21 protein-coding genes are annotated in these 23,579 nt (G+C 72.8%); 12 read left to right on the top strand and 9 right to left on the bottom strand.

Going from position 1 to position 23,579, the window contains the following annotated elements; translation table 11 throughout:
- The first annotated feature begins 117 nt into the window (after positions 1 to 117).
- Positions 118 to 3,489 carry a S8 family serine peptidase gene (locus ACFRU2_RS24515; protein ID WP_382975595.1) on the top strand — a complete coding sequence of 1,124 codons (3,372 nt, stop codon included), beginning with the start codon at positions 118 to 120 and terminating at the stop codon, positions 3,487 to 3,489.
- Between the two features lie 201 nt (positions 3,490 to 3,690).
- Positions 3,691 to 4,962 (top strand): MFS transporter, encoded by a 1,272-nt coding sequence (locus ACFRU2_RS24510; protein WP_382975593.1) that lies wholly within the window; start codon positions 3,691 to 3,693, stop codon positions 4,960 to 4,962.
- A 48-nt stretch (positions 4,963 to 5,010) separates the two neighbouring features.
- Here ACFRU2_RS24510 and ACFRU2_RS24505 read toward each other — a convergent pair whose 3' ends face one another.
- Positions 5,011 to 6,006 carry a LysR family transcriptional regulator gene (locus tag ACFRU2_RS24505; RefSeq protein ID WP_382975591.1) on the bottom strand — a complete coding sequence of 332 codons (996 nt, stop codon included), beginning with the start codon at positions 6,004 to 6,006 and terminating at the stop codon, positions 5,011 to 5,013.
- Between the two features lie 89 nt (positions 6,007 to 6,095).
- Between ACFRU2_RS24505 and ACFRU2_RS24500 the strand changes: the two genes are divergently transcribed.
- From ACFRU2_RS24500 to ACFRU2_RS24490, 3 genes are read left to right on the top strand one after another with little or no spacing between them, the layout of a single operon-like run.
- On the top strand, positions 6,096 to 7,019 hold the full coding sequence (locus ACFRU2_RS24500; RefSeq protein ID WP_382975590.1) for a zinc-binding dehydrogenase: 924 nt from the start codon (positions 6,096 to 6,098) through the stop codon (positions 7,017 to 7,019).
- Positions 7,016 to 8,083 (top strand): alpha/beta hydrolase family protein, encoded by a 1,068-nt coding sequence (locus ACFRU2_RS24495; RefSeq protein WP_382975588.1) that lies wholly within the window; start codon positions 7,016 to 7,018, stop codon positions 8,081 to 8,083. Before ACFRU2_RS24500 ends, ACFRU2_RS24495 begins: the two co-directional genes overlap by 4 nt.
- 28 nt (positions 8,084 to 8,111) lie before the next feature.
- Positions 8,112 to 8,453, top strand: a complete 342-nt coding sequence (locus ACFRU2_RS24490) for a hypothetical protein (RefSeq protein WP_382975586.1) — start codon at positions 8,112 to 8,114, stop codon at positions 8,451 to 8,453.
- A 51-nt stretch (positions 8,454 to 8,504) separates the two neighbouring features.
- Here ACFRU2_RS24490 and ACFRU2_RS24485 read toward each other — a convergent pair whose 3' ends face one another.
- From ACFRU2_RS24485 to ACFRU2_RS24475, 3 genes are all read right to left on the bottom strand, one after another.
- A complete protein-coding gene (locus tag ACFRU2_RS24485; RefSeq protein ID WP_382975584.1) occupies positions 8,505 to 8,768 on the bottom strand; it encodes a hypothetical protein in 264 nt (87 codons plus the stop codon).
- 118 nt (positions 8,769 to 8,886) lie between these two features.
- A complete protein-coding gene (locus ACFRU2_RS24480) occupies positions 8,887 to 11,457 on the bottom strand; it encodes a discoidin domain-containing protein (RefSeq protein WP_382975582.1) in 2,571 nt (856 codons plus the stop codon).
- Positions 11,458 to 11,559: 102 nt separating this feature from the next.
- The gene (locus ACFRU2_RS24475; protein WP_382975580.1) at positions 11,560 to 12,231 is read right to left on the bottom strand and encodes an MBL fold metallo-hydrolase; all 672 of its coding nucleotides are present in this window, start codon (positions 12,229 to 12,231) and stop codon (positions 11,560 to 11,562) included.
- Positions 12,232 to 12,370: 139 nt separating this feature from the next.
- Between ACFRU2_RS24475 and ACFRU2_RS24470 the strand changes: the two genes are divergently transcribed.
- From ACFRU2_RS24470 to ACFRU2_RS24455, 4 genes are all read left to right on the top strand, one after another.
- On the top strand, positions 12,371 to 13,279 hold the full coding sequence (locus ACFRU2_RS24470; protein WP_382975777.1) for a GlxA family transcriptional regulator: 909 nt from the start codon (positions 12,371 to 12,373) through the stop codon (positions 13,277 to 13,279).
- 53 nt (positions 13,280 to 13,332) lie between these two features.
- Positions 13,333 to 13,821, top strand: coding sequence for an isochorismatase family protein (locus ACFRU2_RS24465; protein WP_382975577.1), 489 nt, complete (start codon positions 13,333 to 13,335; stop codon positions 13,819 to 13,821).
- A 55-nt stretch (positions 13,822 to 13,876) separates the two neighbouring features.
- A complete protein-coding gene (thpR, locus tag ACFRU2_RS24460; protein ID WP_382975775.1) occupies positions 13,877 to 14,488 on the top strand; it encodes an RNA 2',3'-cyclic phosphodiesterase in 612 nt (203 codons plus the stop codon).
- Between the two features lie 159 nt (positions 14,489 to 14,647).
- A complete protein-coding gene (locus ACFRU2_RS24455) occupies positions 14,648 to 16,015 on the top strand; it encodes an MFS transporter (RefSeq protein ID WP_382975575.1) in 1,368 nt (455 codons plus the stop codon).
- Positions 16,016 to 16,081: 66 nt separating this feature from the next.
- On the opposite strand, the gene ACFRU2_RS24450 is transcribed toward ACFRU2_RS24455, so the two are convergent.
- Both ACFRU2_RS24450 and ACFRU2_RS24445 read right to left on the bottom strand, forming a co-directional pair.
- The gene (locus ACFRU2_RS24450; RefSeq protein ID WP_382975573.1) at positions 16,082 to 16,435 is read right to left on the bottom strand and encodes a VOC family protein; all 354 of its coding nucleotides are present in this window, start codon (positions 16,433 to 16,435) and stop codon (positions 16,082 to 16,084) included.
- A gap of 23 nt (positions 16,436 to 16,458) precedes the next feature.
- Positions 16,459 to 17,268: a GntR family transcriptional regulator gene (locus tag ACFRU2_RS24445; RefSeq protein ID WP_382975571.1), complete on the bottom strand. Its 810-nt coding sequence runs from the start codon at positions 17,266 to 17,268 to the stop codon at positions 16,459 to 16,461.
- A gap of 177 nt (positions 17,269 to 17,445) precedes the next feature.
- Between ACFRU2_RS24445 and ACFRU2_RS24440 the strand changes: the two genes are divergently transcribed.
- Positions 17,446 to 17,685 carry a DeoR family transcriptional regulator gene (locus ACFRU2_RS24440; RefSeq protein ID WP_382975569.1) on the top strand — a complete coding sequence of 80 codons (240 nt, stop codon included), beginning with the start codon at positions 17,446 to 17,448 and terminating at the stop codon, positions 17,683 to 17,685.
- Between the two features lie 72 nt (positions 17,686 to 17,757).
- On the opposite strand, the gene argG is transcribed toward ACFRU2_RS24440, so the two are convergent.
- From argG to ACFRU2_RS24425, 3 genes are all read right to left on the bottom strand, one after another.
- On the bottom strand, positions 17,758 to 19,206 hold the full coding sequence (gene argG, locus ACFRU2_RS24435; RefSeq protein ID WP_382975566.1) for an argininosuccinate synthase: 1,449 nt from the start codon (positions 19,204 to 19,206) through the stop codon (positions 17,758 to 17,760).
- A 180-nt stretch (positions 19,207 to 19,386) separates the two neighbouring features.
- The gene (locus ACFRU2_RS24430; protein WP_382975564.1) at positions 19,387 to 20,562 is read right to left on the bottom strand and encodes a GDSL-type esterase/lipase family protein; all 1,176 of its coding nucleotides are present in this window, start codon (positions 20,560 to 20,562) and stop codon (positions 19,387 to 19,389) included.
- Positions 20,563 to 20,750: 188 nt separating this feature from the next.
- Positions 20,751 to 21,320 carry a TetR/AcrR family transcriptional regulator gene (locus ACFRU2_RS24425; RefSeq protein ID WP_382975773.1) on the bottom strand — a complete coding sequence of 190 codons (570 nt, stop codon included), beginning with the start codon at positions 21,318 to 21,320 and terminating at the stop codon, positions 20,751 to 20,753.
- Between the two features lie 71 nt (positions 21,321 to 21,391).
- On the opposite strand from ACFRU2_RS24425, the gene ACFRU2_RS24420 reads away from it, so the two are divergent.
- A complete protein-coding gene (locus tag ACFRU2_RS24420; protein WP_382975562.1) occupies positions 21,392 to 21,907 on the top strand; it encodes an FBP domain-containing protein in 516 nt (171 codons plus the stop codon).
- 196 nt (positions 21,908 to 22,103) lie between these two features.
- Complete coding sequence (locus ACFRU2_RS24415) at positions 22,104 to 23,522, top strand: Ig-like domain-containing protein (RefSeq protein ID WP_382975560.1); 1,419 nt, start codon at positions 22,104 to 22,106, stop codon at positions 23,520 to 23,522.
- The last annotated feature ends 57 nt before the right edge of the window (positions 23,523 to 23,579 follow it).

Below are 23,579 nucleotides of genomic sequence, written 5' to 3'. Positions count from 1 at the left end.
GGACGAGTTCGGGTGCACCTTGATATTTCCCGCGTCCGCGGAGAACCGAACGGGCCCGCCCGGCGTGATACCCCACACCACACGCATTGGCATGCACACGAACGCGGGGGAACACGGGTGGCATTCACGAGGAAGGCCCGATCTGCGGCGCTCGCCGCAGCGGTGACGGGGACGCTGATCGCGGGGACGGTGTCGGTCGGCGTCGCGCCGGCGCTGGCCGCAGGCACCACCGCACAGCAGGGCAAGGGGAGTCCGGCCGAGGGCCGGGCGAAGAAGGAATCGAAGCCGTCGGCGACGGTGACCCTGATCACCGGCGACCGGGTCGTCGTCAAGGGCGACGGCAGCGTCGAGCAGCTGATCCGCGGCGCGGGCCGTGAGGGGACCGCCTTCTCGGTGCGCCGCGAGGGCGCGCACACGTACGTCATTCCGCAGGACGCCCTGCGGCTGGTCGCCGACGGGGTGCTCGACCGCCGGCTGTTCGACGTCGCCGGGCTGATCAGGGACGGGTACGACGACGCGCACCGCACCACTCTGCCCCTGATCGCCGGCTACCGGCGCGACGCCTCGGGGGCCAAGACCTTCGGGGCCGCCGGCGACACGCTCGCGGCGGTCGCCCGTGACCGTCGCGAGCTGCCCGCGGTGGCGGGCGAGGCGTTCCACGCGCAGAAGGCCGACGCCGCGGCGCTGTGGACGGCGGTCACCGGCCGCAAGGACGCCCGGACGCTGGGCTCCGCGCCCGTTCCGCCCGTCGCCCACCTGTGGCTGGACGGCAAGGTGAGCGCGACCCTGGACAAGAGCGTGCCGCAGATAGGCGCGCCCACCATGTGGAAGGCGGGCTTCACCGGCAAGGGCATCAAGGTGGCGGTCCTGGACACGGGGGTCGACGAGACCCACCCGGACCTCAAGGGCGTCGAAACCCTGCAGAAGAACTTCAGCAGTTCGCCCGACTCCAAGGACCGGTACGGGCACGGTACGCACGTGGCCTCCACGATCGCCGGGTCGGGCGCACGGTCGGGCGGCCTGTACAAGGGCGTGGCACCCGATGTGCAGCTCCTGGACGGCAAGGTCCTGGCCGACGACGGCTGGGGCTCCGACTCCGAGATCATCAGCGGTATGCAGTGGGCCGTGGACCAGGGCGCGACCGTGGTCAACATGAGCCTGGGCTCTCCCGACGAGCCCGGCGTCGACCCCAAGGAGGAGGCGGTCGCCCAACTGTCCGGCAAGGCGCTGTTCGTGGTGGCCGCCGGGAACGAGGGCGACAAGGCCCGCACGCTGCGATCGCCCGGCAGCGCCACGGCGGCGCTCACCGTCGGCGCGGTGGACAAGCAGGACCAGCTCGCGGAGTTCTCCAGCCGCGGTCCGACCGCCGATGGACTGGCCAAGCCGGACATCACCGCCCCGGGCGTCGAGATCACCGCCGCCGCGACCACGCAGGGCACCGATCCCGGGCCCCCCGAGGGCTACGTCGGCATGTCGGGCACCTCGATGGCCACCCCGCACGTCGCGGGCGCCGCGGCCCTGGTCAAGCAGCAGCACCCGAGCTGGAGCGCTGCCGCGATCAAGGCCCTGCTGACTGCCTCCGCCACTCCCAACCCGAAGAACAACGCCTACCAGCAGGGCGCGGGCCGCGTCGACCTGGTCCGGGCCGGCAAGGCCGTCGTCACGGCCGATCCCGGTTCCCTCGCCTTCGGTACGCAGCTGTGGCCGCACGCCGACGACAAGCCGGTGTCCAAGTCCCTCACGTACCGCAACCACGGGACCAAGCCGGTCACGCTGAAGCTGAGCACGGTCGGCACCGACCCGTCGGGCCGTCCGGCCCCGGCCGGGATGTTCACCGTGAAGGACGCGCAGCTCACCGTCCCCGCCGGGGGCACCGCGTCGACCACCGTCACCGCCGACACCCGCAAGGGCACGGTCGACGGCGCCTTCGGCGGAACCGTGCTGGCCTCCGGGGACGGGCAGCAGGTGCGCACCGGTCTCGTGGTCGAGCGCGAGGTGGAGTCCTACGACGTCACGCTGAAGCACCTGGACGTCAAGGGTGGGAACCCGGCGACGTACTACACCACGGTCACCAAGCTCGGCACCGGCATGGAGGGCCGCTTCGAGGTCCCGTACGACCCGAGCGGCACGGTCGTCCAGCGGCTGCCCAAGGGCGACTACCTGCTGGAGGGCGTCCTCTGGGGCCCGGACTCCACCCTGGGCTTCTTCGTCCAGCCCATGCTGAAGCTCACCGGGAAGACCACGGTCACCTTCGATTCCCGCAAGGCCAAGCCGTTCGCCGTCACCCCGCCGGACCCCACCGCGAAGCTGGTGAGCGCCTTCGCCGGGTTCTACGACGACGCCGCGATGGTGTCCGACATGTGGGCCACGGACGGGTTCACGAAGATCCTCACCCAGCACCTGGGCCCGGCCGCGCCCACGCTGCGCGCGCAGTACAACGGCTTGTGGAAGACGCCGGGGGCGGCGGGCAAGAACGTCGACCACCGGCTGGCCTTCAACCGTTCGGGCACCTGGTTCACCGGGCTCGACCGCAAGCTCACCAAGGCCGACGTCGCCGAGGTCAAGCTCGGCTTCGGCGCCTCGGTCACCGGAGCGAAGGGGCTGATCCACGCGACGCCGACGGACTCCAGCGGCTACACCTCCGGCGTGCAGGACCCCTCCGAGCAGAGCCTGCCGCTGGCGAGCACCCAGTACGTCAGCACCGAAGGCGGGGTGCGCTGGTCCTGGGTCGCCTCGCAGATCAACCCCCAGGGCGAGGCGAGCATGATCTACTCGCATGACGTCGGGTCGTACCAGCCGGGCCGGCGGTACACGCTGAACTTCAACACCGGCGTGGTCGGCCCCAACCTGGCGGCCGGGAGGGAGCAGGCCGCGACGCGGACCGGTGACTACGTGGACTTCAACGTCGGGCTCTTCAACGACGGCGGCGGCCACCCGGGCTCGTCCGTCACCACCGGCGGCTTCACCCGGCTGGAGTCCGGCGGCCGGGTCATCGCCGAGACCGACCCGAACGGCTGGCTGAGCGCCGAGGTGCCGGCCGGCAAGGCGACGTACCGGCTGACCAAGGAGGCGACCCGGTCCCCCAAGGACACCTCGACCAGCACGAAGGTGAACGCGATCTGGACGTTCACCTCGGCCCGTCCGTCCTCGGACCAGGCCGTGGCGCTGCCGCTGTCCACGGTGCGGCTCGCGCCGAATCTGAGCCTCAGCGGAACGGCGCCCGCGGGCGGCGCGCTGAAGGTGCCGCTGCGGCTGGCCGGCGCGGCCGCCGGGGAAGGACAGGTCGCCGCGCTGGCGGTCAGGGTCTCCTTCGACGGGGGCGCCACCTGGCGGCTCCTCCCTGTGGCGACGGACGCGGACGGGGCGCGTTCGGTGACCGTGCAGCACCCGGCGGCGGCCAAGGCCGTGTCGTTCCGGGTGGACCTGAAGGACAAGGCCGGCAACACCGTGCGGGAGACGATCACGAACGCCTACCTGCTCGCTCCCTGAGCCTGCCGTACACCGCTCCGGGCCGGCCCCGCATCGCGCGGGTGCCGGGCCGGACCGGTTCCGGGCCGTGTGCGGCGCGAGCCCCGGGCGTCGTTTGACCCGGGGGCGTGCCGCTCGCTTTGATTGCTCCGGTCGACACGAGTAGATTCGTACGCTTGTTCGTGGAACCGTGTGCACGAGAGAGCGAGGGCTGCGCCGATCATGCCGATCACGCCGATCAGGAGGACCGGACGGTCGCTGGGACGGCAGTTCGGATGGCTCTGGGCGGCGTACGCGGTCAGCACGCTCGGCACCTGGCTCGCGTTCGACGCCTTCGCCCTGATCGCGATCCTCGCCCTGCACGCCGGGCCGGCCGAGGTGTCCGCGCTGGCGGCCGCGGGACCGGCCGTCGCCGCGGTGGTGGCGCTGCCGCTCGGCCCCTGGGTGGAGTTCCGCCGCAAGCGGCCGGTGATGATCACCATGGACCTGATCCGGTTCGCGGCGCTGATGAGCGTGCCCGCGGCGTACGCGCTCGGAATGCTCGGCCTCACCCAGCTCCTGGTCGTCGCGGTCGTCGTCGGCGCCGCGGACATCGCCTTCACGGCGGCCGGCGGCGCCTGTGTGAAGGCGCTCGTCCGGCCGGAGGACCTGATCGTCGCGAACGGCCGCTTCGAATCCACCACCTGGACCGCCACGATGCTCGGCCCCCCGCTCGGCGGCGTCGCGATCGCCGCGTTCGGGCCGGTGATGACGGTGGTGGGCAACGCGGTGAGCTACCTGCTCTCGGCGGTGGGGATCCGTGCGATCGGCGGCGAGGAGCCGCACCCCGCCGCATCGGCCCCGCCCGCGGGAGCTCCGGCGCGGCTGCGCTTCCGCGACCTGTTCGAAGGCTGGCGGTACATCCTGGCCGACTCCGAGCTGCGCCCGCTGTTCGCGAACACGATCCTGGTCAACGGCCTGATCATGGCGACCGCACCGCTGCTCGCCGTCCTCATGCTCGGCCCGCTCGGGTTCTCGCCCTGGCAGTACGGGCTCGCCTTCGCCGTGCCCTGCGCCGGCGGCCTGCTCGGCTCGCGGCTGGCCCCGCGGCTCGTCGAGCGGTTCGGGCAGCACCGGGTCATGATCACCGCCGGGTGGCTGCGGGCGTGCTGGCTGCCCTGGTTGGCCTTCGTCCACTCCGGGCCCGGCGGGCTCGTACTCGTCATGGCCGTCGAGTTCGGGCTGATCACCTGCATGGGCGTGTTCAACCCGGTGTTCGCCACCCTCCGGCTCACCCGGACCCCGCCCGATCGGGTCGCCCGCGTCCTGTCCGCGTGGTCGGTGACCAGCAAGGCGTCCATCGCCGCACTGACCGCCCTGTGGGGCCTGCTGGCCGCCTTCACCGGCCCCCGCACGGCCCTCGCGGCCGCCGGTCTGCTGGCGATGGCCACCCCGCTGCTGCTCCCCCGGCGCGACCGCACGTCACTGGAGAAGCAGCGCGAGCCGCTGGGCTGAGGCCGGGCCCCCGGGCGATCCGCTCCGGTGGCCGGCGGGCCACCGGCGTCAGGGCGTGGTGGAGGTGCCCGGTTCGGGCAGCCAGTCGCGGGCCGGGTCGTACTCCAGCCAGCGGGTGCGCCCGGCCTCCGCGGCGAAGGCTTCGAGCAGGGGGTCCAGCGAGGGGTGCCCGGCGCCTTCGCGGCTCCCGCCGTCTGTGCGCCCGCCGTCTCCCCCGCCGTCTCGCCCGCCGTCTCCACGCCACAGGAGCGACCAGGCGTAGAGGGGTGTGGGGTCCACCAGCGGAACGGACCTGATGCCCGGGATCCGCGGGAGCGGCACGTCGGCCGGCATCAGCGCGAAGCGGCGTACGTCCCCGGACAGGCCGGCCAGGAAGTGCTCCGCTCCCAGGTTCGGGCCCTCGGCGTGCTCGCGGACGCCGAACCGCTCGGCGAAGCGGTGCAGGAAGTCGAGCCGGTCGAGGGCTCCGGGGGTCCACAGCACGCTCTGCGCCAGTTGGCCCGGCCGGAGTGCGGCCTCTCCCGCGAGGGGATGGTCCGCGCCGAGGACCGCGTCCACCGGCTCCAGCCGCACCAGTCGGTGCGTCAGCCCTTCGGGCAGGGGCGGGTGGACCCGGCCGAACGCCGCGTCGACGTCCCCGTGGAGCAGGGCTGCGGCCACCGCGGGCAGATCGCGTCCGTGCCCGAGCTCCATGGCCGGTTCGGGAGCGTGCGCGGCCACCTGGGCCAGGGTCCGCATCGGTGCGTAGAGGTGGCCCCATACGTCGACCCGTAGCGGCCGCCGTTCGTCCCGTACGGCGGCCACGGCCCGTTCCGCGGCGGCCAGGGCCCGCCGGGCCGGGTCCAGGAAGCGGCGGCCGACCTCGGTGAGCCGTACGCCGTGGCCGCCCCGGTGGAACAGCTCGGCGCCGAGCCCGGACTCCAGGCGGGCGATCCGCTTCGACAGGGCCTGCTGGGAGATCGACAGGGCCTCGGCCGCGCGTCCGAAGTGCAGCTCCTGGGCGGTCAGTACGAAGGCACGCACCTGTGCGAGGTCCAGATCCACGCCCCTCACCTTAGGCGACAACCTTTGGTTGTCGACCGGTCCCGGGGGTTGTTGGACGGTTCGCGGGCGCTGCCGCTTCCATGATCCACATGAAGAGACTGATTCCCACCGGCGATCCGGCGCAGCCGGTTGAGTTCGCCGACGTTGCCCAGCCCGTCCCGGCCGCGGACGAGGCCCTGGTCCGGGTGGAGGCGTTCGCGCCGAACCGCGGTGAGACCTTTCTGCTGGAGGACCCTCGGCCGGGGCTGCTCCCCGGGAAGGACGTCGCGGGGCTCGTGGTGCAGGCCGCCACCGACGGGTCCGGGCCGCCGATCGGCACCCGCGTCGTGGGCCATCCGCCGCAGGGCGGCTGGGCGGAGTACGTCGCCGTGCCCACGCATTCCCTGGCCGTGCTCCCCGACGGCATCGACGCCGTCCGGGCCGCGGCCCTGCCGCTGGCCGGGATCACGGCCCTCCGGCTGCTGCGCACGGCCGGCAGCGTGGCGGGCCGGCGCGTCCTGCTCACCGGCGCGGCGGGCGGAGTGGGCCACTACGTGAGCGAACTCGCCGCCGCCTCCGGTGCGGACGTCACCGCCGTGACCGCCACCGCCGCGCGCGGCGAGAGGCTCCTCGAACGGGGCGCGACCGCCGTCGTCCGCGAGGTGACGGAAGCCCGGGGGCCGTTCGACCTGGTGCTGGAGTCCACCGGCGGTACCGCCCTGCCGCGGGCGCTGGCCACACTGACCGCCGGCGGCACGCTGATCTGGTTCGGCCAAGCGAGCCGGACACCGGTCACGCTGAACTTCTTCGACTTCTTCGCGGGGCCGGAAGGCGCCTCGATCCGGCACTTCCACTACGCCGGCGCCCCGTACGGCGAGGATCTCGCGACGCTGGTCCGCCTGGTGGACCGCGGGCGGCTGCATCCGGAGATCGGCCGCGTCGACGACTGGGAACGGACGCCCCGGACCCTCGTGGACCTGCGCGAGCGCCGGATCCGCGGCAAGGCCGTCCTCACGACGGGAGCGGCACGATGAGCACGGAGTCCGCCGGCCTCGCGTCCGCCTTCGCCGCCGCCCAGCTCACCCGGGCCACCGGTGCCGGGCTCGATCCGCACGCGTACCTGCGCGCCACGGACGGGGTCGCCTCCCTCGGAGCATGGAGCGAGGCGCTGATCCGTACCGCCCGGCAGTACGTCGCGCGCGCAGCAGGGCAGGCGGCCGCGGCTGCATCACCGGTGTCGGCGGTCTCTGCGGTCTCTGCCCTCTCTTCCGTCTCCGCGGGCGAGTACGAGCAGGCGGCGGCGCGGTGGTTCCACTTCGCCACCCTGTCTCCGCAGACGGCCGACGCCACGCACCACGCGTACGCGGCCGCGGAGGCGGACGCCGCCATGGGCCGCGCCCTGGCCCTGCTGGAGCCCGGCGCCCGCCGGCTGGAGGGCCCCGCCTTCAGCGGCTGGCTGCGCGGCCCCGCCGACGCACCGTCCACGGTGATCGTCGTCCCCGGACTCGACTCCGGCAAGGAGGAGTTCCACCGGGTCACCGCGGCCTTGCTGCGCAGGGGTTCGGCCGTGTTCACCATGGACGGCCCGGGGCAGGGCGCGCTCGCGGCCTCCACGACCCTCCGCGCCGACTACGACCGGGTGATCGGCCAGGTCATCGACGCCCTCGCCGTCGACCGCGTCGGCCTGATCGGCCTCAGCCTGGGCGGCTACTACGTCGCACGGAGCGCGGCCCTCGAACCCCGCGTGGCAGCCGCGGCGGTGGTGAGCGGCCCCCACCGCCTCGACTGGGATGCCCTGCCACCGCCCCTGCAGGACCTGTTCACCCAGCGCGCCGGAGGAGCCGACGCGGCACGCGAGTTCACCGCCGAGGTCGACCTGTCGGCCCTGGCGCCGCGCATCGCATGCCCCCTCCTGGTGGTCGACGGCGGCGAGGACCGCGTCCCCGGCGTCACCAACGGCTCGGAACTGGCCCGCCGAGCACCGAACGCCACCCACCTCCTGATCCCCCCGGGCGACCACCTCCTCGGCAACGCCCAACCCGACTGGCTCCCCACCACCACGGACTGGCTCACCACAACCCTCACACGCGCGGTATGAACCGAGCTTCGGCGCCGCACTTCTCCAGATGCTCGCCAACCGGAATCTGACCTGGAGCGCCTCGGTCCGGGTCATGCACACACTGTCGGGTCTGTGCGTGAGTGCCTCCACGATCGGCCAGGTCGGACACGGCACGGTGGAGGTGACGCGCGATCTGCTGGCTGACTTCGCCGTCGTGCTGGGCATTCCCCTGGGGGACTTGGCCGCGATGGCCGGCCCTGTCGGGGAGAGCAACGCCCGACTGGGCTACCGCGACCCACGTCACCATGGAGCCGGACACGACAGGGCCGTCCTCATCGCCGAGCTTCGGCGACTGAGCGCGGATCAGATCCGGGCGGTCGGGGTGGAGGCGGGAGCCCGGTTGTCGTGACCGGAGCGCACACGCCGCACCGGCCTGCGACGGGGGTTTCTTGGGCCGCGGTCAGTTTTCCGTGTTCAGGCGGTCCAGTTCGGTCGTGATCGCCTTGCGCAGGGGGGCGTGCCGGGGAGCGAGGGCGAACTGTGCGTCGGACCAGCGGTCGCCGGGGTGGAGCCAGACCGGGCTGCCCACCACGTCGGGCGGCTCCCGGTCGAAGAACTGCACGTCGCCGATCACCGCGAACCCCGCCGCCAAGCGCCGCAGCACCGTCGGGTTCTCGCCGCGCAGCGCGCTCCCGATCCGGTCCGTCCGCCAGTCGTCTGCCATGGGCAGAGCGTAGTGGTGTCACGGTGCCCGCTGTCAGGGGCGATGGCCGCCTGCAGGATGCCGGGCCGCCCGCCCGGCCGGGGCGTGGGGGCTCCGGCCGGGTGGGTGGCGTGTGGGGTCAGGAGATGGTGAGGAAGCGGGCCGGGCTCGGTACTCCCTGGGCGTCGAGGGCGAAAAGCATGTAGTTGCCCGGTAGGACCACGCCGGGGTCGGCGGGGATGGAGACCTTGTGGGTGCCGGTTCCCGTGGGGGTGGACGTGAGGGGAACCCGTCGCTGGTCGTTGTCGGTGGAGTGGGTCGCGGCCGCCGCACGCATCAGGACGAAGGATGCCGCCGGGGTGGAGGTGGCGGTGGTGAGCGTCAGGGAGGTGCCCGGGGACGTTCGGGTGGGGACGTTCCCCGTGATCTCGGGGCGGGGTTTCGGGGATCCGTCCGGGTTGAGCAGGTACGGCGGTGTGAAGACGGCTCCGTCGGCGTGGTTGGTGGCGCAGTCGCCGCACAGGCCTCCGCCGCCGGAGAAGACCCGGCCGTCGGGCAACAGGTTGGCCACGCTGTGGTAGTTGCGCGGAACGGCCATCGTGGCGAGCGGGGTGAAGGCGCCCGTCGCGGGGTCCCACAGTTCGGGGGTCAGGACCGAGGTCGCGTCGCTGAAGGGGACCGGGTAGCTCTGCCCGCCGAAGACGATCACCTTGCCGTCGGGCAGGACCACGCTGTTGGCGAAGGCCCTGGCGTACGCCATGTCTCCGGTACGGGCGGTTGCAACCTGGCTGCCGGCGATGCTCACGGTGTAGGCGCGGTTCGTGGCGGGGGTGTTCTGGTAGGCGGGCGAGCCGCCCAGGGTGAGCAGTTTGCCGATGTCGTAGGCGACGGCGTTGCCCGTCATGGCGTCGGCGCTGTCGGCCCGGGTGCCGGCAGGGGTGATGCTGCCCGTGCCGGTGGTCGAGATCCAGTTCATCTGCTTGCTCGGGCCCAGTTGCAGCACCTTGCCGCCCGAAGTGGCGTGCAGCCACATGTGGTTGTCGGCGCGGTACGGCCCGGCCGGGTCGGCCGTGGAGGCCTGGAGGGCGGGGACTCCCGGGAGCCCGCGCCAGGTTCGGGTGACCGGCGACCAGGCCTCGGCGGCCTTGTCGCCCGCGGGGCCGCTCCAGGATCCGCCCAGGACGAAGGCCTCGCCGGTGGAGAGGAGCGTCATGGCCTGGTAGCCGCGGGGGATGTTCATGGCAGCGGTGGCGGACCAGGTGTCGGTGGCGGGGTCGTAGATGCTGGCCTTCTCCGCGTTGCTGCCCCCGGTGACGAGCACGCGGCCGTCGGCCAGCATGGCTATGCCGGGGCAGAACATGTCGTGCCCGGTGTTGTCGATGCGGCGCTGGGTGACCTTGCCGGTCTTCAGGTCGAGGATCGCGGTCTGGGTGTAGCCGTTGCTGCCGCCGAAGCGGTCCACCGCGTACGCGGACCAGGCCAGCAGTTTGTCCCCGGGGAGCACGGCCGTGGCCACGGGGACCAGGGGGAAGCCGGTGATCCGGCCCCAGGATCCGTGGACGGCGGGGGCGGCCGGCCCGCTCAGGCGGATCTCGGCGGCGGAGGTCCACGGACCGCGGGCGCCGGCCTCGGTGGTCACGGTCAGCCGCACGAACCGGGCGTTCGCGGTACGGGTGAAGGTGGCGGTCTTGACGGTGTCGTCGTCGCGCCAGGTGCCCGCGGCCACCGGTGCGCCGAAGGCGGCTCCGTCGGTGCTGGTGGTGACGGTGTACGCGCCCGCCCGGCCGTTGATGCCGTTCGTGCGGGGGTGGTAGACGAGTGCGGAGACCGCGGCCGTGCGGTGCATGTCGATGGTGATGCTGTGCGGGAGGGGTGCCGGGGTACCCGACCAACGGCTGTGCCAGATGGTGCCGGTGTCACCGTCCAGGACCTGCGAGGCACGGCCGTTCTCCCGGACCGTCTCCTCGTCGCTCGCCACGGCCGTCCATCCGGTCCGGGCCAGGTCGACGGTGGCCTCCGGGGTCCCGGGGTCGCCGAGCAGGTTGATCTCGGCGGCGGAGGTCCACGGGCCGCGTGCGCCGGCCTCGGTGAGGGCCGTCAGCCGGACGAACCGGGCCCCCTGCGGGGCGAACCCGAGCGTCTTGGCGCTCCCGTCGTCCGCGAGCGTGCCCCCGGCGACCGGGGCCGGCCAGCTCACCCCGTCGGCGCTGAGGCTGAGGGTGTACTCACCGACGCGCCCGTTGGCCCCGTTGGTGCGCGGGGTGTAGACGAGCGCGGAGACGACCGCCGTACGGTGCATGTCGATGGTGATGCTGTGCGGGAGGGGGGCCGGGGTACTCGACCAACGGCTGTGCCAGATGGTGGCGGTGTCACCGTCGAGGACCTGGGACGCACGGCCGTTCTCGCGGACCGTCTCCTCGTCACTGGCCACGGCCGTCCATCCGGTCCGGTCGAGGACGGGGGCCGTCGGCTCCATGGCGTTGGCCGGTGCGATGCCGTGGTGCGGCGACTGCTTCGCCGCCTGATCGCCGAAGGGCGCGGGGGACGGCACGGACGCGGATCGGGGATCCGGGCCACGGCCGGCCGCGGCCTGGCTCGCGACCCCGAGCCACGGCGTGAAGCCGATCAGCAGCGCGCCGAGGCCGAAGGCGATGAGCAGACGGGATCGGCGTAGTGCGCGGGGTAGGGCGAGGAAGGGCCTGGGCTGCAATCTGACCTCCATGGGGCGAACCGGCATGCCCCATGGAAGATAGGTCAGCAGGGCGGCAACTCGCCTAAATGAGAGGAGAGTTGACGCAAAACCGCAGCCCTCCTAGACCGGCACGGTGTCGCCGGCGGCGAACGGGCCGCCGTGACCGGGGACGATCAGGTCCGCCGCGGCGAGCACTCGCAGCCGGGAGGCGCGCAGCACCTCGCGGTCCGGGGCCACCGGGTCGTCGGCGGGGCCCTGCGCGTGCCACCACAGGTCGCCCGCGAAGGCCACCACACCCGAGTCGGTCCCGGCCAGCAGGGTGATGTCCTCGTGGCTGTGTCCCGGCGTACGGATCAGGCGCAGGGAGGGGGTGAGTTCGTAGCCCTCGGCGTCCCGGTTCGTCCACTGGTCGCCCTGGTACTCCACCTTGTGGTCGTGCACCCGGGCCCCGCCGAACAGGCCCACGTTCATGGTGTTGTCCGGGTGGTGGTGGCTGAGCACCACGTCGGTGATGTCCTCGGGGCCCAGGCCCAGTTCCGCGAGCGGACCGAGGATGTCCGCGTGGCTCGCCACCATGCCCGGGTCGAAGATGAAGTGCCGGCCGGCGTCGGATACGTAGGAGACGGTGGCGGCGACCCCGGGGCCGGTGGAGCCGACGTAGCCGGTGGTCAGGATCTTGTAGACGGCGCTGCGGCCGAGCGGTGCGTCGGTGGCGGTCGCGGTGGCGGTGCCGGTCGTGGTGTCGGTGGCGGTCGTGGTGTCGGTCGCGAAGTCCGTCGTCGTGTTCGTCATGTCCGTAATCCTGCCGCGGCGGCCGGGGGCGTACGAGTGGCACGCCTGCCAGTGATCGCAGGATTCGTGCCACAGGTGGCAGACTGCCCCCGTGCCCCCTTTCACGACCGTCGCCGCGTACGTCCCGCCCGGTGTCGGCATGCTCGCCGTCGGGATCGTCTCCGAGGTCTTCGGCCCGCACGGGCAGGGCCTGCCCGGCTTCGACTTCGCCCTGTGCGCCGAGCGGCCCGGGCCGGTCCCCACCGACATCGGCGTGCCGCTCGCGATCGAGCACGGGCTCGACCGGCTGGCCGCCGCCGATCTGGTCATCGCCCTTCCGGGGGCGGGTTTCCGTACACCGCCGGGTCCCGCGGTGCTCGAGGCGCTGGTCTCCGCGTACGGGGGCGGCTCCGTGCTCGCGGCCCACTGCGTCGGCACGTTCGCGCTCGCCGAGGCCGGGCTGCTCGACGGGCTACGGGCCACCACGCACTGGCGGTTCGCCGAGCTGCTGGCCCACCGCCATCCGGACGTCGCCGTAGAAGCGGACGCCCTGTACATCGACGAGGGCAGGATCGTCACGGGCGCCGGAGCCGCCGCCGGCTTCGACCTGTGCCTGCACCTGTTGCGCCGGGAGCACGGGGCCGCGATGGCCAACGGCGTCGCCCGGGACATGGTGCTGCCCTCGCACCGCGACGGCGGGCAGGCCCAGTACCTGGCCGCACCCGTCCCCGAGGACTGCCGGGACGAGCGGCTCTCCGAGGTGCTCGCCTGGGCCCGCGACCACCTCCACGAGCCGCTTCCCGTCACGGAGCTGGCCCGCCGCGCCATGATGAGCAAGCGCTCCTTCGCCCGCCGGTTCACCGCCGCGACGGGCACCACCCCGCACGCCTGGCTACGGAACCTGCGGCTGAGCAGTGCGGAGGAGCTCCTGGAGAGCACGGACCTGCCCGTCGAGGAGATCGCCCGCCGGGTCGGCTACGGCAGCGCGGCGGTACTGCGCGAACAGTTCGTGCGGCGCAGGGGAGTTCCGCCCCGCTCCTACCGCCGCTCCTTCACCAGCACGCCATAGACCCTGCCGCCGCACCCCTCCCGCCGCTACGGCCCTGTCCTATGATCGTTCCCGTGACCTCCGCACTGATCCTCATCGACCTGATGCCCCGCATCATCGGCATGCCGGTCGCCCCTCACTCCGGTGAAGAGGTACTGGCCCGCTGCCTCCGGCTGGCCGAGGCCTTCAGGGCGAACGGGCGCCCGGTGGTGCTCGTCCGGGTGGACCGGCCCGGCGTCGCCGAGCAGCCGCCGGGCAGCGGCTTCGCCGACGGTCTGGTGCGGCCGGGCGACGTGCTGATCGTCAAGCACACCGTCGGGGCCTTCCACGACACCGGCCTGGACGACCGGTTGCGCGGCTTGGGCGTGGACACGCTGGTGCTCGGCGGGCTGGTCACCACGATGGGGGTCGAGTCCACGGCGCGGGCCGCGAGCGACCTCGGCTACGAGCTGGAGTTCGTGGCCGACGCCATGTCCGGCTTCGCCGCCGACGAGCACGCGTTCGCGGTGGAGCGGATCTTCCCCAGGTTCGGCGACGTGCACAACACGGCGGATTACATCTGATCACGATGAAGGACCGGACCGCCCGAAGCACTGTACGAAGTCTCCTGTGAACGATGTGAACGAACAGACCGGGCCCGCGACCGTTCGCGTGTTCATCGCCCTCGCCCCGCCCGACGACGCGAAGGACGAACTCGCGCGCGAGCTGGGCCCCGCGTACGCCGCGTACCCGCACATGCGGTGGAACCGCATCGAGGACTGGCACATCACCCTGGCCTTCCTCGGCGAGCTGCCGGTCGGGTCGGTCCCGCTCCTGCGGCCGCCGCTCGCGGAGCTCGCGGCGGCGCGCGGTCCCGTACACCTGGCCCTGCGCGGGGGCGGCCACTTCGGTGAGCGGGTGCTCTGGAGCGGGATCGACGGGGATCTAGACGGGCTGCACGGGCTCGCCGCCGATGTCCGCACCGTGGTCAAGGAGTGCGGCATCCCCTTCGAAGACCGGCCGCTCCGACCCCATCTGACGCTGGCCCGCGCCCGCCGGAACGACGTCTCCTCGGCGGTGGAGGCCGCCGCCGGACTCGCCGGGTTCGCCGGCCGCTACTGGCGGACGGAGCGGCTGCACCTGGTCGGCAGCAACATCGGCCGCGGCCCGGGCCCGATCCACTACCGCGACATCGAGGCGTGGAACCTCGGCGGCCGGGAGGAGTCCGGGGCGGACCACTGGGAGGACTGAACCCCAACGCCCCTCCCCCGCTGCACCGTTCGACGACGCGCGGACGACTGCCGTGCGACCGGCGGGCGACCTCCGCTCGCGACCGCAAAGTAAACCCTTGACGCAAAGCCGCTTAGCGCTAAGCTACTTCCTAGCAATCTAATCGGGGGAGAGATCGACGTGATCAAGGGCATGCGCGAGGAACGGGTGGCGGGCGAACGGTCGCTGCTCCTCGGAGTGGGAATCAGCGCGATCGGGATCGGGATGTACATCCCCTTCTCGCTCGTCTTCTTCCACCACGTCACCGGCCTCTCCTTCGCCCTCGTCGGCATCGTGCTGACGGTGACCGGCCTGGCCGGGCTCGCGGTCATGCCGCTCGCCGGATCGGCCGTCGACCGCTTCGGGGCCAGGAAGGTCAACCTGCTGCTCTACGCGGTACGGGCCCTGGGCTTCGCCCTCTACCCGCTCGCCGGGTCGCTCCCCGCCTTCGCCGCCGTCGCGCTGATCACGGCCCTCGCCGACCGCTCCTTCCCCATCGTGCAGCAGTCGCTCATCGGGGAAGTGGCCCGGGGCGGCGCCCGCGACCGCCTCCAGGCCTCCATCCGGGCCCTGCAGAACGCGGGCATGGGCGCCGGCGCCCTGGTCGTCTCCGGGGTCCTGGCCCTGTGGGGCACGGAGGGGTTCACCTACACCGCCTGGGGCAACGCGGTCGCCTTCGCGCTCGCCGGACTGCTCGTCAGCCGTGTGAAGCCGGTACGGCACCACGCGAACGGCGAGCCCGGTACGGCCGGCGGCGCACCCGCCTCGGCCAAGCGTCCGCCCGCGGGCTACCGGATGGTGCTCGCCGACCGGCCCTTCCTCGGCCTGACCGCCGCCAACTTCCTGACCGCGCTCGGATACTCGGCCCTGTCCGTCCTCTTCCCGCTCTACATCAGCACCTGGCTGCACGGACCCGATTCCCTGACCGGTGCGGCCTTCACCGTCAACACCGCCCTCTGCGCCGGCATCGGCGTCCTGATCGCCGGCCGGGTCCGCCGTTCCGGAGCCCGGCGCACCCGCTCCGCGGCCCTCGGGGCCCTGCTCTTCGCCGCAGCCTTCGTCGGGCAGATCGTGCTCGGCACGGTCCGGCCCGGACAGACGGCGACGCTGGTCGCCCTGCTGGTCATCGTGGTGGTCTACACCGTCGGCGAACTGGTCCACAGCCCCTCGGGCGGCGCCCTGTCGGTCTCCGCCGCGCCCGAGGCCGTCCGCGGCCGCTACCTCGCCACGTACCAGCTGTCGTACTCCCTGGCCACCGCGCTGGCCCCGTCCCTCTTCACGGGACTGCTCGCGCTCGACGGCCGCCTGCCCTGGGCGTTCCTGACCGTCGCCGCGCTGGGCGCCGCACTCGCCCTGACCCGGCTGGAGCGCCACCTCCCGGCGGAGGCGGTGCACGCCGCCCAGCCGTCCGCGACTCCCTCCCCGGCTCCCTCCCCGGCTCCGGGCACTGGCACTGGCACTGGCACTGAAGCATCCGCCCGAGAACCGGCCACCACGGCCACCGCCTGAGGGACGCGCTCCCCCGCCGAGAGCCCCGCAGCCCGCCCGGTCACGGCCTCCTGTCCGAAGCCGCGATCAGGCGGGCTGCCACAGTTCGATCCGGTTGCCCTCGGGATCGGTGACCCAGCCGAACCGGCCGACCCCGTCCATGTCCTGGGTCTCCTGGGCCACGTCCGCACCCTTGGCACGCAGTTGCGCGAGCATCGCGTCCAGGTCCCGGACGCGGAAGTTGAGCATGGTCTGCTGGGCGGGAGAACCGAAGTAGTCGGTCCCGGACTCGAACGGCGCGAACACCGTCGGCCCGGCTCCCTGACGCCACAGACCGTGCTCGTCCGAGTCCAACCCCAGGCAGTCCCGGTACCAGGCGCCCAGGGCCGCCGGATCTGCGGCCCGCATGAAATACCCACCGATTCCCAGCACACGTTCCATACCGCGATCCTGCCAGGACGCCGTCAGAATCCCTTGCCGAGCACGCCCGGGACCGGAGGGTTCGTCCCGGGACCGGCCGTCAGCGTCGCGTGGAAGCGGTAGCGGTCGGCGCGGTAGACGACGCGGTTGTACTCGCAGGGGCGGCCGAGCTGGTCGTAGCTGAGCTGCTCGATGTGGAGTACGGGAGCCCCCTCGTCCAGGTCGAGCAGGGGAGCCTCGTCGGGCGGGACGAGGGAGGAGTGGACGGTGTAGCGCGCACGGGTGGGAACGATGCCGCGTGCGGCGAGCTCGGTGTACAGCGAGGCGGTGGTGTAGTCGGCCTCGCCGAGGCCCGGGGCGCGCTCGGCCGGGACGAGGGTGACGGAGTGGCACATGACCGCGTCGTCGAAGAGCCGCACCCGGTCCAGCTCGAAGATCTCCGCCCCGGGCAGCACACGGAGGGTCTCCGCCTCCTCGAACTCCGCAGGGCGCAGCCCGGCGGCGAGCACGCGCGCGGTCGGGGTGAACCCGAGCCTGCGGCCGTACTCCTTGAGCCCGCCGATCAGTTCCGAGGTGTGCTCGAAGGCCGGGACCGCGGCGCCGCCGGCCGCGACGTGCCAGCCCGCCCGTTCCGCCGACCCGACCCGGCCCTCTTCCTGGAGCGCGTGCAGCGCCTTGCGGAGCGTGACCCGGCTGACGCCGAGGCGCTCGCAGAGGTGGCGCTCGGAGGGGAGGCGCGTGCCGGGGGCGAGGACCCCTGCGGCGAGGGCGGCGGCGATCGCGTCGCGCGCCTGCACGTGGACGGGCCTCGACCCGTCCCGGAGGACGGGTCGCAGGTCGAGGGACTGATTCACCCCTCCAGTATTCACGCCACCAGACCGTGTCCGTACCAGGAATGGACCAAAAGGACGAGCCGGCACACGGGCCCGACCAGTCCACGGACCTGGGACTACGGGACCTTCGGCCGAGTCCCGACCCTCCCGTCTGGTCTAGTTTTGGTCTATATCTGGTCCACATCCCTGAGGAGGGCCGTGAGTGACCACGTGCGCCGGATCAGTCTGGCGACGGGCAAGCTGACCGCCGCTTCCCGGCAGCACCACATCGTCGGGACGGTGTGCCGTGAGGGCTACGTCTCCCTCGAACGGCTCGTCCGCGAACTGGACGTCAGCGCGATGACCATCCACCGCGACCTCCGGCTCCTGGCCTCGCGGGGCGAGGTGCGCCGGGTCCGCGGCGGCGCGGTCGCCCCCTGGATGACCACGGCCTCGTGACCGCACGAGAACGCCGCCCGCGGTCCCCACGGGGACCACGGGCGGCGCGTCACGTCCTGCTGCCGGCAGCGACTAGTCGGTGCCGAACTCCATCGCGGCACGGTCCAGCAGCTCGTCGTCGCCGGAGACCTCGCCGCGCGAGGCGATGGCCTCGGCGCCGCCCTCGGGCATGGCGCCGATCAGGCCGGAGCCGGGCGCCTCGACCGCGCCGATCAGGGCGGGGTGCGTGGTGCCTACGATGCCGAGGCCCGCGTACTGCTCGAGCTTCGCGCGGGAGTCGGCGATGTCGAGGTTGCGCATGGTGAGCTGGCCGATGCGGTCCACCGGGCCGAACGCCGAGTCCTCGGTGCGCTCCATGGAGAGCTTGTCCGGGTGGTAGCTGAACGCCGGGCCCGTGGTGTTCATGATCGAGTAGTCCTCGCCGCGGCGCAGGCGCAGCGTCACCTCACCGGTGATCGCCGTACCGACCCAGCGCTGCAGGGACTCGCGGATCATCAGCGCCTGCGGGTCCAGCCAGCGGCCCTCGTACATGAGGCGGCCGAGGCGGCGGCCCTCGTTGTGGTACTGGGCGACCGTGTCCTCGTTGTGGATCGCGTTGACGAGGCGCTCGTACGCGGCGTGCAGCAGGGCCAGGCCCGGAGCCTCGTAGATGCCGCGGCTCTTCGCCTCGATGATCCGGTTCTCGATCTGGTCCGACATGCCCAGGCCGTGGCGGCCGCCGATGGCGTTCGCCTCCATGACCAGGTCGACGGCGGAGGCGAACTCCTTGCCGTTGATCGTGACCGGGCGGCCCTGCTCGAAGCCGATGGTCACGTCCTCGGTGGCGATCTCGACCGAGGGGTCCCAGAAGCGGACGCCCATGATCGGGTCCACGGTCTCCACACCGGTGTCGAGGTGCTCGAGGGTCTTCGCCTCGTGGGTGGCGCCCCAGATGTTGGCGTCGGTGGAGTAGGCCTTCTCGGTGCTGTCGCGGTAAGGCAGCTCGTGGGCGAGCAGCCACTCCGACATCTCCTTGCGGCCGCCGAGCTCGGTGACGAAGTCCGCGTCGAGCCAGGGCTTGTAGATGCGCAGGTGCGGGTTGGCGAGCAGGCCGTAGCGGTAGAACCGCTCGATGTCATTGCCCTTGAAGGTCGACCCGTCGCCCCAGATCTGGACGTTGTCCTCCAGCATCGCGCGGACCAGCAGGGTGCCGGTCACGGCGCGGCCGAGGGGCGTCGTGTTGAAGTAGGCGCGGCCGCCCGAGCGGATGTGGAACGCGCCGCAGGCGAGAGCCGCCAGGCCCTCCTCCACGAGCGCCGCACGGCAGTCGACCAGGCGCGCGATCTCGGCGCCGTACGCCGTGGCCCGCGCGGGCACCGACGCGATGTCGGGCTCGTCGTACTGGCCGATGTCGGCGGTGTAGGTGCAGGGGACGGCACCCTTGTCGCGCATCCAGGCGACGGCGACGGAGGTGTCGAGGCCTCCGGAGAAGGCGATACCGACGCGCTCGCCGGTGGGCAGGGAGGTGAGAACCTTTGACATGGGATGAGTATGCGCGATGATGCATGATCATGCAAAATGACGGGCCGTCGAAGCTCCCGGCACCGGGCGTGCGTGCCGTCATTGTGACGCGCGGCCGCGCGGGCGGCGAGTCCGGCGGAGCCCTGTGGGGCGGCCCCGCCGGACCGCGGCGCGAGGTGGTTCAGCGTGGTTCAGCGTGATTCAGCCGGCCGACGGGGCGAACGGGCCCCCGGCGGCGAAGGCGTGGCGGGCGAAGTTCTCGGCGATGCGCACGTGGCCCGCGGAGTCGGGGTGCAGGTCGTCCGGCAGCGGCAGCTCGGCGTGGTCCGAAGCACCGTAGAGGTCGCGGCCGTCGAGGTAGTGCAGGTGCGGGTCCTCGGCCGCCCGCTGCGCGACGATGGCGGCGAGCGCATCGCGGATGACGTTGAGCGTCAGGCGCCCGGCGGCCCGTTCGGCCGGGTCTCCCAGCGCCTTGAACCGCAGGGTCCCGGTGCTGAAGTCGGTGGTGAGGGGGCCGGGGGTGTCCTCCTGGATCGGGCACAGGATGGGCGACACGACGAGGAGCGGCGTCTTCGGATGGCCCTCTCGGAGGGTATCGAGGAAGCCGTGGACCGCGGGGACGAAGGCGCGCAGCCGCATCACGTCCAGATTGACGATGTTGATGCCGACCTTGACGCTGATCAGGTCGGCGGGGGTGTCGCGCATGGCGCGGGCCGTGAAGGGGTCCAGCAGGGCGCTCCCGGAGAACCCCATGTTGCGCAGGTCCACCGCACCCTGCGCCGCGGCCAGGGCCGGCCACGTGCCGGTGGGGCGCTCGGCGTTGGAGCCGTGGCTGATCGAGCTGCCGTGGTGCAGCCACACCCTGCGGCCGCTGTCCGGCGCCGGGGTGACGGGGGCGTCGGTGCGCAGCGCGATCAGCTCGGTCATCTCGGTGTGCGGCAGCCAGATCTCGACGTCCTTGTCCCGCGCGGGCAGCTCCGCGAAGCGGGCGGTGCCGGGCGGCCCCTCTGCGAGTTCGACCGCCTGGGTGGCCAGGTCGAGGGTGCGGACCCTGCCGCCGGGCACGGTGGCCCGGGCCGTGAGCACGCCGTCGATCACGAGGTCGTACGCGCCGTCCGGCGAGACCGGGAAGCCCCGGTAGGCCCGCTTCGTGGGCAGGGCGTCCAGCTCGATGACGGTGGCGCGGGTACGGAAGGCGAGGCGCACGCCGGACGGACGGGCCTCGGCCGTGGCCAGCTGGTCGTCGGGGATCTGCGGGCGGGCCCGGGCGGGCAGCCGGTGGGGCAGCAGCCCGTGCTCGGTGCGTTCCACGTCGGCCGCGCCGCGCAGGAGGTCTTCGGTGATCGGCGTGGTGATCCGGTCGTGGTCGGTGGTCATCGCCTCAGCCTCATGGTGATCGGGGTCATGGGTGTGCTCGGTTTACGGGGTTGCAAGCGTTACGGGGGCGCGGGCGTTTCGGGGGCGCGGGCTTACGAGGTCGCGGGCTCACGGGGTCGCGGGCTCACGGGGTCGCGGGCTTACGAGGTCGCGGGCTTACGAGGTCGCGGGCTTACGAGGTCGCGGGCTTACGAGGTCGCGGGCTGGCGCAGCATCGCGTCGAGCGAGTCCACGATCCAGTCCCAGGACTCCTGCGGGTCCACGGCGGTGTGGCTGAAGCCGCCGGCCAGCTCCAGGCTGACGTAGCCGTGGAAGACGCTGCCGAGCATCCGGACCGCGTGCGTCTGGTCGGGTTCCGTCAGGTCGTAGCCGCGCAGGATCGCCCGCGTCATCTGGGCGTGCCGGACGCCCGCGCTGGCGGCCGCCGTCTCGGGGTCGAGCCGGAGCCGGGCGGCGTCGTAGCGGCCGGGGTGCTGCCGGGCGTAGTCCCGGTAGGCGGCCGCGAAGGCGGCGAGGGCGTCCTTGCCGGCCCGCCCGGCCAGGGCTGCCGCGACCCGGTCGGCCAGTTCTTCCAGGGCGAAGAGGGCGATCCGGGTCTTCAGGTCCTGGGAGTTCTTCAGGTGCGAGTAGAGGCTCGCGACCTTGACGTCGAACCGCCGGGCGAGCGCCGAGACGGTCACCTGCTCGAAGCCGACCTCATCGGCGAGCTCCGCCCCCGCCCGGGTCAGCCGCTCGGCGGTCAGTCCTGCTCGAACCATCATGTGCCTCCTAGCTGGCGATAGCCATTATGCATTTGCCTAAAACCTTTAGGCAAATTAGCCTGCCGCTCATGAAGCCGTTGACCGAGCAAGAGATCCGTGCCGCCTTCGTGAACTGCACCAAGGGCGAGGCCAAGCGCCTGTCCGTCCCCCGCGACCTGGCCGACCGCCCCTGGGCCGACCTGGACTTCCTGGGCTGGTGGGACCCCAAGGCCCCCGAGCGCGCCTACCTCGTCACCGAGCGGGACGGCCGCCCGGTCGCCCTCGCGCTGCGCTCCTCCGGCGTCACCTCCTCCCAGGCGCGGCGCAGCATGTGCTCGCTGTGTCTGACCACCCACACCGGGGGCGTCTCGCTGATGGTCGCGCCGAAGGCGGGCAAGGCCGGGCAGCAGGGCAACACGGTGGGCGCGTACATCTGCGGGGACCTCGCCTGCTCGCTCTACGTTCGGGGCAAGAAGGACGCGGGCCCGGACGCACGGCTCCACGAGTCGCTCACCCTGGAGGAGAAGATCCAGCGGACGGTCGCGAACCTCGCCGGGTTCATCGCCAATGTCACCGCCTCCGCGAACGTCACGGCGACGGCCTGACGCACCCCTCCCCTACTCCGTACGAGCCCTCTTCGGTGCCCGTTCGGCCCCATGGGCCGAGTTCATGATCATCGGGCTGCCCGGAAATCGTTTTGATGCTGCCATCCGGCCGAAGGCGATCTGGGAGGGCTGCGTGGCACGCATGCTGTCATCGACACACCGTGGAGGACTCCGGCGACGGGGCAGGACGTGGAGCGTGGCCGGGGCGGTGGTCGGGGTGGTCTTCGTCGTCGCCGCCGCGCCGCAGGCGGCGTCGCGGTCCGGTGACGGGCAGCAGGCCGGCGGTGCACCGGCAGGCTCCGTCGAGCTGCTGGTCGGCCGGGTGCTGGACGACGGGGGCCGGCGGTGCTCGATGGACGCCTTCCGGGCCGGCCTGTGCGGCGGACTAGAGGAGCAGCTGGTCCGGGCCACCGCCAGCGGAGCCGGTTCCGTGGTCCGCGATCCCTCGTCCCGCGGCGCGGCCCGGGCGGCGGCGCACACGGTCGTGCTGCCCACCGACGCGGCCGGCCCCCTGGAAATCGCTCTTGCCGGACCGGGCCTGCTCACCTACGTCACCGTCCACGACGGCCACGGCCGCTACGTCGGCGGCGCCCTGGGAGCCCACGGGCACCACTGGAGCAACACCGAGCCGTTGCGGGCCGGTGAGACCTACACCGTCCGGGTCGGCGCCCAGGACGCGGCGGGCACCCCGGTCGGCGTGACCATGGCGTTCCGGACGGCGGCAACGGAGACGGCGACGGACGACCGGCTCACCGCCGAGTTCGGGCCCCGGCCCGGCACGTACGGGGCCGGACAGATCGTGACGGCCTCCCTGAGCCACCCCGTCCCGGCCGCCGACCCGGCGGCGCGGGCCCGGCTGGAGCGGGCCCTGCAGGTCACCTCGGAACCGGCGGTGGAGGGGGCCTGGCACTGGGTCGACGACTCGACCCTGCACTACCGGCCCCGCACCTACTGGCCCGCCCACGCCGTGGTGCACGTGGTCAGCGGTCTCGACGGGGTCGAGGTCGGCGAACGGCAGTACGGCGGTCCCTCGGAGTCCCTGCGGTTCACCATCGGGGACCGGATCGAGGCGGTCACCGACGCCGCCGCGCACGAGATGACCGTACGGCGCAACGGCCGGACCGTCCGGACCATCCCGGTGACCACCGGCAAGGCGGGCTTCCTGACGCGCACCGGCATCAAGGTCGTGCTCGGCAAGGAGCGCAAGGTGCGCATGCGCGGGGACACGGTGGGCATCAAGCGCGGTACGAGCGAGTTCTACGACCTGCCCGTCTTCTACGCGACCCGCGTGACGTGGAGCGGGGAGTACGTGCACGCCGCGCCCTGGTCGGTCGACGCGCAGGGCGAGGAGAACGTCAGCCACGGCTGCACCGGCATGAGCACCGCCGACGCGGCCTGGTTCTTCGACACGGTGCGGGAAGGGGACGTGGTGTCGGTGGTGAACAGCGGCGGTGAGCCGATGGCCCCCTTCGCCAACGGGTTCGGGGACTGGAACCTCGGCTGGGACGCCTGGCTGGCCGGCAGCGCGCTGGGCGCGGCCACCGACGCCCCGCTCGCGCCCACCTCCGCACTCGCATCGGCGCACGGACCGTCCCGACTGGTCCCGCTCACCTGAACCGTCCCGGCTTCCCGGCGGGGGCAGGCGCGGGGCAGGCGCGGAGGCGGGGGCGGG

This window comes from Streptomyces sp. NPDC056883 (assembly GCF_042788835.1).
GTDB lineage: Bacteria > Actinomycetota > Actinomycetes > Streptomycetales > Streptomycetaceae > Streptomyces > Streptomyces stoeckheimensis.
Note: the sequence above shows the minus strand (reverse complement) of the source record. Positions and strands in the feature narration are given on the sequence as shown.

Bases quoted from the DNA above. Each gene is read 5' to 3' on its own strand.
- ACFRU2_RS24510 (WP_382975593.1), top strand. From the start codon at position 3,691: ATGCCGATCACGCCGATCAGGAGGACCGGACGGTCGCTGGGACGGCAG.
- ACFRU2_RS24500 (WP_382975590.1), top strand. From the start codon at position 6,096: ATGAAGAGACTGATTCCCACCGGCGATCCGGCGCAGCCGGTTGAGTTC.
- ACFRU2_RS24495 (WP_382975588.1), top strand. From the start codon at position 7,016: ATGAGCACGGAGTCCGCCGGCCTCGCGTCCGCCTTCGCCGCCGCCCAG.
- ACFRU2_RS24490 (WP_382975586.1), top strand. From the start codon at position 8,112: ATGCTCGCCAACCGGAATCTGACCTGGAGCGCCTCGGTCCGGGTCATG.
- ACFRU2_RS24485 (WP_382975584.1), bottom strand. From the start codon at position 8,768: ATGGCAGACGACTGGCGGACGGACCGGATCGGGAGCGCGCTGCGCGGC.
- ACFRU2_RS24475 (WP_382975580.1), bottom strand. From the start codon at position 12,231: ATGACGAACACGACGACGGACTTCGCGACCGACACCACGACCGCCACC.
- ACFRU2_RS24470 (WP_382975777.1), top strand. From the start codon at position 12,371: ATGCTCGCCGTCGGGATCGTCTCCGAGGTCTTCGGCCCGCACGGGCAG.
- ACFRU2_RS24450 (WP_382975573.1), bottom strand. From the start codon at position 16,435: ATGGAACGTGTGCTGGGAATCGGTGGGTATTTCATGCGGGCCGCAGAT.
- argG (WP_382975566.1), bottom strand. From the start codon at position 19,206: ATGTCAAAGGTTCTCACCTCCCTGCCCACCGGCGAGCGCGTCGGTATC.
- ACFRU2_RS24430 (WP_382975564.1), bottom strand. From the start codon at position 20,562: ATGACCACCGACCACGACCGGATCACCACGCCGATCACCGAAGACCTC.
- ACFRU2_RS24425 (WP_382975773.1), bottom strand. From the start codon at position 21,320: ATGGTTCGAGCAGGACTGACCGCCGAGCGGCTGACCCGGGCGGGGGCG.
- ACFRU2_RS24420 (WP_382975562.1), top strand. From the start codon at position 21,392: ATGAAGCCGTTGACCGAGCAAGAGATCCGTGCCGCCTTCGTGAACTGC.